The sequence below is a fragment of the Tunicatimonas sp. genome, from assembly GCF_049647865.1.
Lineage (GTDB): Bacteria > Bacteroidota > Bacteroidia > Cytophagales > Cyclobacteriaceae > Tunicatimonas.
The window spans coordinates 1-8574 of sequence record NZ_JBARYM010000556.1 but is presented as its reverse complement, the minus strand read 5'-3'; the positions used below and the strand labels follow the sequence as shown (position 1 = coordinate 8574).

Annotated in this window: 6 protein-coding genes; 2 read left to right on the top strand and 4 right to left on the bottom strand. The window is 43.7% G+C overall.

Annotated elements, in window-relative coordinates:
* A partial coding sequence (murB, locus tag WBA23_RS16455; RefSeq protein WP_424583378.1) for a UDP-N-acetylmuramate dehydrogenase occupies positions 1–1035 on the top strand: 1035 nt, incomplete at its 5' end.
* Between the two features lie 192 nt (positions 1036–1227).
* Positions 1228–1764, top strand: a complete 537-nt coding sequence (locus WBA23_RS16450) for a DUF2911 domain-containing protein (protein ID WP_424583377.1) — start codon at positions 1228–1230, stop codon at positions 1762–1764.
* Between the two features lie 106 nt (positions 1765–1870).
* On the opposite strand, the gene glmS is transcribed toward WBA23_RS16450, so the two are convergent.
* From glmS to WBA23_RS16430, 4 genes are all read right to left on the bottom strand, one after another.
* On the bottom strand, positions 1871–3718 hold the full coding sequence (gene glmS / locus WBA23_RS16445) for a glutamine--fructose-6-phosphate transaminase (isomerizing) (protein ID WP_424583376.1): 1848 nt from the start codon (positions 3716–3718) through the stop codon (positions 1871–1873).
* Positions 3719–3980: 262 nt separating this feature from the next.
* Entirely contained in the window at positions 3981–6320 is a 2340-nt protein-coding gene (locus tag WBA23_RS16440; RefSeq protein WP_424583375.1) for a TonB-dependent receptor, read from the bottom strand.
* A gap of 169 nt (positions 6321–6489) precedes the next feature.
* Positions 6490–7215, bottom strand: coding sequence for a DUF2927 domain-containing protein (locus WBA23_RS16435; protein ID WP_424583374.1), 726 nt, complete (start codon positions 7213–7215; stop codon positions 6490–6492).
* A 28-nt stretch (positions 7216–7243) separates the two neighbouring features.
* Positions 7244–8485, bottom strand: coding sequence for a putative sugar nucleotidyl transferase (locus WBA23_RS16430; protein WP_424583373.1), 1242 nt, complete (start codon positions 8483–8485; stop codon positions 7244–7246).
* Between the last annotated feature and the right edge of the window lie 89 nt (positions 8486–8574).

Sequence of the window (8574 nt, the reverse complement as noted above, 5' to 3'; positions counted from 1 at the left end):
TGTGGAATGAAAGTAGCCTCAAATATCTCATTAAGAGCCTATAATACTTTTGGAATAGACGCTGTTGCCCGTCACTTTGTGCGGGTTGGTTCAGTAGAAGAACTAAAGGAGGTGTTGAAGCAAGATCGGTGGAAAGAAGTTCCTAAGCTCATTTTGGGCGGCGGGAGCAACGTGCTGTTCACTTCGTCAGAAGTAGAATTAGTGGTGAAGATGGATATCCGAGGTATTGAGGTGGTAGAGGAAGATGCTAGTTCCGTGTGGATTAAAGTGGGGGCGGGCGAAAACTGGCACGAGCTGGTGATGTACTGCATTGATCAGGGGTGGGGCGGAGTTGAAAACCTCTCGTTAATTCCTGGAACAGTAGGAGCGGCTCCTATGCAAAATATTGGGGCTTACGGAGTAGAAATTAAAGATGTTTTTACTCAACTGGAAGCTGTTGATATTGAAACTGCTGAACCTCGTACCTTTGATGCTGAAGAATGTAAGTTCGGCTATCGAGAAAGTGTATTCAAAAATATCTACAAAGGGAAGTATATTATTGCCTCGGTGAACTTCCGCTTAAGTAAACAACCCCAAGTCAATACGTCATACGGAGCCATTGAAGAAGTGCTTACTGATCGTCTGGGATCAACCAGGGTGAAGTCGGCGAGTATTCGCGATGTTAGTGAAGCGGTAATTCATATTCGGCAGAGTAAATTACCCGATCCTAATGAAATCGGCAACGCGGGAAGTTTTTTTAAGAATCCGGTAGTTTCACAAGCTAAGTTTGAAGAGTTACAGCGGCAATTCTCATCAATCCCTGGCTATCCAGTATCAGAAAGTGACGTTAAAGTTCCGGCGGGTTGGTTAATTGAGCAAGCAGAATGGAAAGGAAAACGGTTTGGCGACGTAGGAGTGCATAACCGCCAAGCCTTGGTACTGGTAAACTTCGGATCGGCCCGGGGAGAAGAAGTGAAAAAACTGGCCTATGACATTCAGCAGTCAGTAAAAGAAAAGTTTGGTATTCTGATTCAACCGGAGGTAAATATTGTTTAACCGAGTTCTGTCTTATAAATGACGATTAGCTGCTGTAGCTAATCGTATTATTTCCAGAACTTGACTATCTACACTGGGTGAATATAATTAAATACTGAATGTGTGAAACAAACTATGGCCGTAAGACGATAAACTAATCCTGAACAAGCTTGTATTTACTTTGTTCTAAATTCATAACTTAATCTATTGAAAATGAAACTAAATTCTCTTTACATTGCTCTTGCTTTTACTCTCTGTTGCTTCCTTAATCAAACGGTATTAGCCCAAAAGGCATTAGAACCCAAACCTAGCCCCATGAGTGTGGCGGCAATGAAACAAGGCGATGCCTACGTTAAAGTAGTCTACTCTAGTCCGCACAAGCGCGACCGGAAAGTATTTGGCGGATTGGTTCCCTACGGCGAAGTTTGGCGATTAGGAGCTAACGAAGCCACTGAAATTACCCTTACTGAAGATTTATCTATCGGAGGGCAAAACTTAGAAGCCGGGACTTATTCTATGTACGCTATTCCCGAAGATGGCAAATGGACAGTAATTTTTAACAATGCTTTGGGCGAGTGGGGTCACTATAATTACGATGATAAGAAAGATGCCCTTCGGGTAGAAGCCCCAACCTCTAAAACCGAAGAAACATACGAGCCATTCACTATTATGTTCAACGAGGCTGGTACCGAGATGATCATGGCTTGGGAAGATACCAAAGTGGTAGTGCCAGTTAGTGTAACAGCTTAATTCAGTGGTCGAAAGGTTGAGGGTGAAGGGTTAAAGGTTTAAATTAGACAAAAGCGTTTGCCAAAGAGTACCTTAAACCTTATACCCTCTACCTTTCACCTATATTTTATTCTACAGTCACTGATTTAGCTAGATTCCGAGGTTGATCCACATTACAGCCCCGTAGCACAGCGATATGGTAAGATAGTAGCTGAAGCGGAATCACCGATACTAATGGGGTGAGTAACTGATTCGTGGCTGGGATCTCCAGTACATGGTCGGCCATGTTGGCAATCAGCGTATCACCTTCGGTAACTACCGCAATCACCTGCCCTTTGCGGGCTTTCACTTCCTGAATATTGGAAACCACTTTCTCATAAGAACTGTCTTGAGTAGCAACTACTACAATGGGCATCTCTTTATCAATTAAAGCAATAGGGCCGTGCTTCATTTCTGCGGCGGGATAGCCTTCCGCATGAATGTAGCTAATTTCTTTCAGCTTTAACGCACCTTCTAAAGCTACCGGAAAGTTATGACCTCGCCCTAGGTAAATAGCGTTAGAGACATCTTTGTAAACTTCCGAGATGTACTTGATGTGAGCATTTAGCTTCAGTGCCTTTTCTACCTTTTCTGGTATTTGATCCATTTCTTGCAGCAGCATCTGATAGAAAGCTTCGTCTAACGTTCCTTTTTTACGACCAACTAGTATGGCAAACATAGTTAATACGGTGAGCTGAGCAGTGAATGCTTTAGTACTAGCAACCCCAATTTCGGGGCCAGCGTGCGTATATGAACCGGCGTGCGAGGCTCGAGCAATAGAGGAGCCTACTACATTGCAAACTCCTAATACAATAGCACCCTGATCTTTGGCCAATTCAATGGCGGCTAAGGTATCCGCTGTTTCACCCGATTGAGAGATAGCAATCACTACATCGCCCGGATTGATTACTGGGTTTCGGTAGCGAAACTCAGAAGCATACTCTACTTCTACCGGAATACGACACAAATCTTCAAAAATATACTCAGCTACCAGTCCGGCGTGCCAAGAGGTACCGCAGCCAATAATGATTATGCGGTTGGCATCCACCATGTTATCAATATATTCTCGGATACCGCCCAGCATCATGGTACTGGTTTCAGCGTTTAAACGTCCACGCATACAATCACTAATGGATTTAGGCTGTTCGTAAATTTCCTTCAGCATAAAATGCTCAAACCCGCCTTTCTCAATCGCCTCTAATTCAATGTCCAACGTTTGAATGTAGGGCGCAGTCTCCAATTCAGTATGAATATCTTTAATAGTGAATGTTCCATTTTTGATAACGCAAACTTCATTGTCATTCAAATACACTACATCGCTGGTATACTCTACAATTGGAGTGGCATCCGATGCCAGAAAGAACTCGCCTTTTCCTAAGCCCAACACCAATGGACTTCCTTTCCGGGCGGCAATCAGTGTATTAGGTTCCGCGGCGGAAACTACACAAATCGCGTAGGCACCAATTACGCGCGTTAAAGCCACACGCACTGCTTCTTCCAATGAAAGGTCTTCGTGCTCCTTAATGTCTTCAATAAAGTGAATCAACACTTCAGTATCGGTTTCACTCTCAAACTGATGACCTTTGCTAATAAGCTCAGTCCGCAGAGCATCGTAATTTTCAATAATTCCGTTGTGGATAATCGCTAGCTCTCTATTGCCCGAATAGTGCGGGTGGGCATTCACATCATTAGGCTCGCCGTGGGTGGCCCATCGGGTATGTCCAATACCAAGCGAAGCGTGTAATTTATCTTGCCCTACTTTGTGTAAGTAATTCTCTAAATCTAGAACCTTTCCCTGCTTTTTATATACTGATAAACTACCATTCATCAGCGCCAAGCCGGCACTATCGTACCCTCGGTATTCCAGGCGTTTTAAACCTTTCAGTACAACTGAATGAGCGTGTCGGTGTCCGATATAGGCTACAATTCCACACATAGACAATAAAATTAAAGTGGCTTATGAGTTATTTCTACCAAAATCAGTGCTATAAGTTCACTGCATTGCTAGATTAATTCGATAAGTTATGTGAATAAATTATGATATTTTGCTAGGTAGTACGTGTACTCACTAGTCTACGAACCTACTGGGGTTCAGTTAAAAATAGGGGGGAGCTACTGGTTAAATAGTACATATGTAGTATTTGCCGCGTAAAACACAGCGAAAAGCTCAAACGGAACGAAGAGTGATAATTAATGTATTACCATGAGAAGTCAATCACAACGCCAATAGTGGGCAAAGTGGCACTATTATCGGCTTCATCTATTTCTACTAGATTACGCGGTTGAGCAACTTGTCCGGCATCAGTGCGGGCCAATACGTAAGAGGGGGACTGCGGTAGGTTACTTCCTAACACATTCTGAATTTCAAGAAACAGGTTTAGTGTCCATCTGGTAAAGTTCCACTTTTTATCAACTCTAATATCAGTCTGGTTGAAGGCACCTAAACGAGTATCGCCAAGTTCATCATAGTCAAAAAAGAAAATAGGATAAGTATCCGTAGAGGTTTCTAGATCGACTGGGGCAAAGGGTGCCGGGCCTAAATAGCGAACGCGTAGCCCTATCTCCCAATTGCGCGGGAGCTTGTAGCCGCCGGTAAACGTTAACAAGTGCCGGTTGTCCCAAAGTGAAGGGCGATAGACTCCATCAATTCCGGTAAACTCACTCCAGTAAAGGGTGTAAGCCAGAATGCCGTAGAAGTTGCGGGTCAGCTTTTGCTGTAGCAAAAATTCTAGTCCGTATGTTCGGCCCCGACCGTCGGTGATTATCTCTTCGTTGCCTAGTACCGAAAAATCTCCTCCCAGATTAGCGAGTGAAACTCCGTCTCTCACTGATATTGGGTAGTCAGCGTAGTCTTTATAAAAGCCTTCTAAAGTCAATCGAGTAGAGCGACGGGGTAAAAACTCTAAGCCCGCTACGTAGTGATCGCTTCGGGTGTAATCACCGTCGCGGTTGGCAAATTCACCGTCCTGATTCTGAAACCCTAACACGGTGTAGGGTAAAATCTTGTAGTATCGCCCCCAAGAAGCATTGAGTGTCCACCGTGGTGAAGCGTTATACGCCAGCGAAACGCGGGGCGAGAAGGTGTTTAGCACATTATTTCCATCATCGGTAAAGGTGTTGCCATCTACTCGAAAGCCGAACGAAGGTGTGAAACGCTCATTGAAAAACGAGCGCGAAGCCTGAGCAAATACTCCGTAGCGGAAAAAGTCTAGATTGGTTTCGAACGATACATTGTTGACTATATCGGTGGTAGTATTCTCGTAGCGAGAATATTGAGCTAAGAATCCACTATTGAGTGTCCAATCGTTAAGAAAATTGGTTAGCTCAAACCGTAGCTTATTTTCATCTTCTTCGGACTCATTGCTGAAAACTAGGTCAGTTTCGTTAACGTTATCGGCATACTGCCGGAAGTCGTTGTTAAGAATATTTCCGCTCAGGGTAGCTCGGAAGAATCCTTTACCTTCCCGAAATCGCTTCCGCCAGCTTACTCCAATTGTACTCGTCCACTGCTGAATAACGGGAACCTGATCTAGCGTAGCCTGTTGATCTTGCGTAATATCATCGGGTGGATTAATCTGAAAATCGTCTAGCGAACCGATACCAATTAGATTGATTTCGTTACGGTCGTCAATTTTATGGTTGATTTTGTACTGATAATCCCAGTAATCGGGTAAGAAAGGTAGGTCAATCAGTTGAAACAGGAACTGAAGATAAGAGCGGCGTACCGAAAAAATGAAGGTGGTATTGGCTAAGGAATCTTCGGCCGGTTTCTTGAATAACGGGCCTTCCAACGTAAGAGCGGCTTCACTAGCTCCTAACCGGAAATTAAGTCGTCGGTTTTGTGGATCACCATTCCGCTGATCGAACTGAAGCACTCCCGATAGCACATTATCGTACTGAGCGGGGAAGGAACTGGTGCTTAGAGTCACTCCTTCAATAAAGGAAACGTTAAGCAAGCCCACTGGTCCTCCGGCACTGCCCTGGGTAGCAAAGTGGTTAATATTCGGAATCTCAACACCGTCGAGGTAATACACATTTTCATTAGGAGCTCCTCCTCGAATAATAACATCATTACGAAAACCTACCGAACCCGATACACCGGGTAGGGACTGCACTACCTTAGCAATATCATTGTTCCCTCCGGGATAAGTGGCAATTTCTTCCTGCGATAGCCGCTGAATGGAATTAGGAGTTTCAGATCGTTTCTCAAACGGACTGGCCTGCACTACTACTTCGCTCAGTTCATCTACCGCTTCTTCCAGTGTAAAGTTTAGGTTAGGGTTACCCCCTGAGCGAACAACTACATTGTAGCGTGTACTTGACTGATAACCAACATAAGAAGCCGTAACATTAAACGACTGCGTAGGAATATTTTCAATCGTATAAAAACCATTGATATCAGTAGTGCTTCCCAGCGCACCATCTTCCAAACGTACGGTTACTCCAATTAGGGGTTCTTCAGTGCGGGCATCCCGTACAAAGCCACTGATCTCCCCTGTATTTTGAGAAAATATCGGGTTAGATAGTATGATTAACAAAGGACAAATAATAACAAAAATTAAACGCTGGGCCATGAGAGTTAATCTACAAAAACGTGAGTGTTATGAATCATTCAGAGTACTAGGTTTTATTCAGGATTGTTACAGAGAAGCAACAATAAATGAAAAGAAGTGGTGTGAGCTGTTATTATTTGGGAATCAAGCTTAGTTAAGGTTGCCACAAAGTGATAATATTAGCACGATCCATTCCAGCTTTAATCTCTGAACTAAGATGCCATTGGATAAGCTTTCGGTCAATATCAGCGTACTGAGGGCTACAGGTCCAGGATTGGTAGAAGATACTAGCGGGAAAGTCATTAGTATCCTGCATTAAGCCCAAAGACTGGGTTAATTCTTCTCTTAGCAAATGCTTTTGACAATCGAGTGATTCGGTTCGTTCCGTATCTACGTACATACTGCCCCGATAAATTTCCTGATTAGCATTCCAGTAGACCCATAGTAATCCCCAGTTACTCTCTACAAACGAAGCCACAGCGGGCTCGTAGTTAGTAGCGTATGTCTGGCCGTCACCAAAGTAGATCAGAAAGTTAGACTCGGCTCGAGTACTCACTAAATTCAGTGACACTGAAGTACTCAAGTCGTTGATTTCGGTTACTATCTGCCTGAGTTCCTTCATTAGTTCGGTAAAAGTAGTATCAACAACATATACTTTTAAATCCTGCCCCCATTTTCTAACTACCGAAGAATTTTGGGTTAATTCAGTACCAAGACTGATCTTGAGATAATACTCTTGTGTATCTGTTAAAACTAAAGTAGGAGTAGAAGGGGTAAGGGGAGGTTGAGGTTGACCATCCGAATCACATCCGATGATAGCTAAAAGGATAAACAAATAACTCATTTGCGTGAGTCGGAGATAGGTAAGCTTCTTTATCATGAATTCCAAAAGCGATTTGTCTTCATCGCTACTCTTGCGCTGAAAATTCTTGAGCGCGGTGTTGCCAAATATACTTTAAAATTGCTAAGTCTTCCGCTTCGGGAACTTGATTACGACGGCTTAACACTCTCTCCAGTACTTCTACTGCTTTATCAAATCGAAATTCTACTAATGACTCGCTCCCGCCCCAGGAAAATGAGGGAATAAACTTGGGCAAGAAGCCTCCCCCAAACAGGTTGGCAAATACTCCTACCGTAGTACCAGTATTAAACATGGTATTGATTCCGCACTTACTATGGTCGCCCATCATCAACCCGCAGAAAGTTTGCTCACTATCTTTCAGCCCTCGGGCTTGATAGTCCCACATTTTTATTGATTGGTAATTGTTTTTCAGGTTGGAAGTATTGGTATCGGCCCCAAAGTTGCACCATTCGCCAATAACGGAATTACCCATAAAGCCTTCGTGTCCTTTACTACTGTTGGCTTGGACCACAATATTCTTTACCTCGCCCCCAATTTTAGAGTACGGCCCAATGGTAGTTGCTTCTCGAACTTTAGCTCCCAGGTTCACGTGGGCACCCTCCAGCATGGCAAACGGTCCCTTGATTACGGCATTTTCATGGATGGTAGTATTTTTACCTAAGTACACCGGACCGCCTTCAGCATTAATAATAGCTGCTTTACTATTTACCCCTTCTTCAATGAAGATTTGTGAATCACCGTAGGTGCGAGTGTGGATGTCGGTAATAGTTGCGGAAGAACGATTACGGGTTAGGTGAGTATAATCAGCTTCAATTTGGCTGCCGTTTTGCTGGAAGATATCCCAAACGTGCTTAATCTCTACAATGGGATCAGCATAGGAAGTACTATGGTACTTAGACAACTGATCGGGTAGATCGTTTAACTGAATATTATCACTGATTAATGATTGTAAATCGTCGCCTGGTATGTGAGCCGCAATAAAACAATCTCCCTGGCAGAGCATAGTACGAGGGGCTAATTGTTTAATTATACGAACCAGGGAAGCATCAGGGCACACCGCCGGATTCAGTACTAAGTTATTTTCTTCAATAGTCAGCGGGTACTTTGCTTGCAGGTAAGGTACAGTAAGGTACGATGATCCACCATGATCGATGTGCTCGCTCAGGTGCATTTTCCACTTCTCGCTTAATGTGCAAATACCAACCCGCAGTGTAGCCACTGGTCGGGTAAGGGTGAAAGGTTTAAGAGCCGCCCAACGGTGGGGCAGGTCAATAAATATCAGCTGCATATCTACTTTGTGGTTAATTAACACATGGGCCTAGGTGGTGTAGATGTAGCGGTTGACCTATAAGCAACAAAAGTAGCTAGTATTTCTTC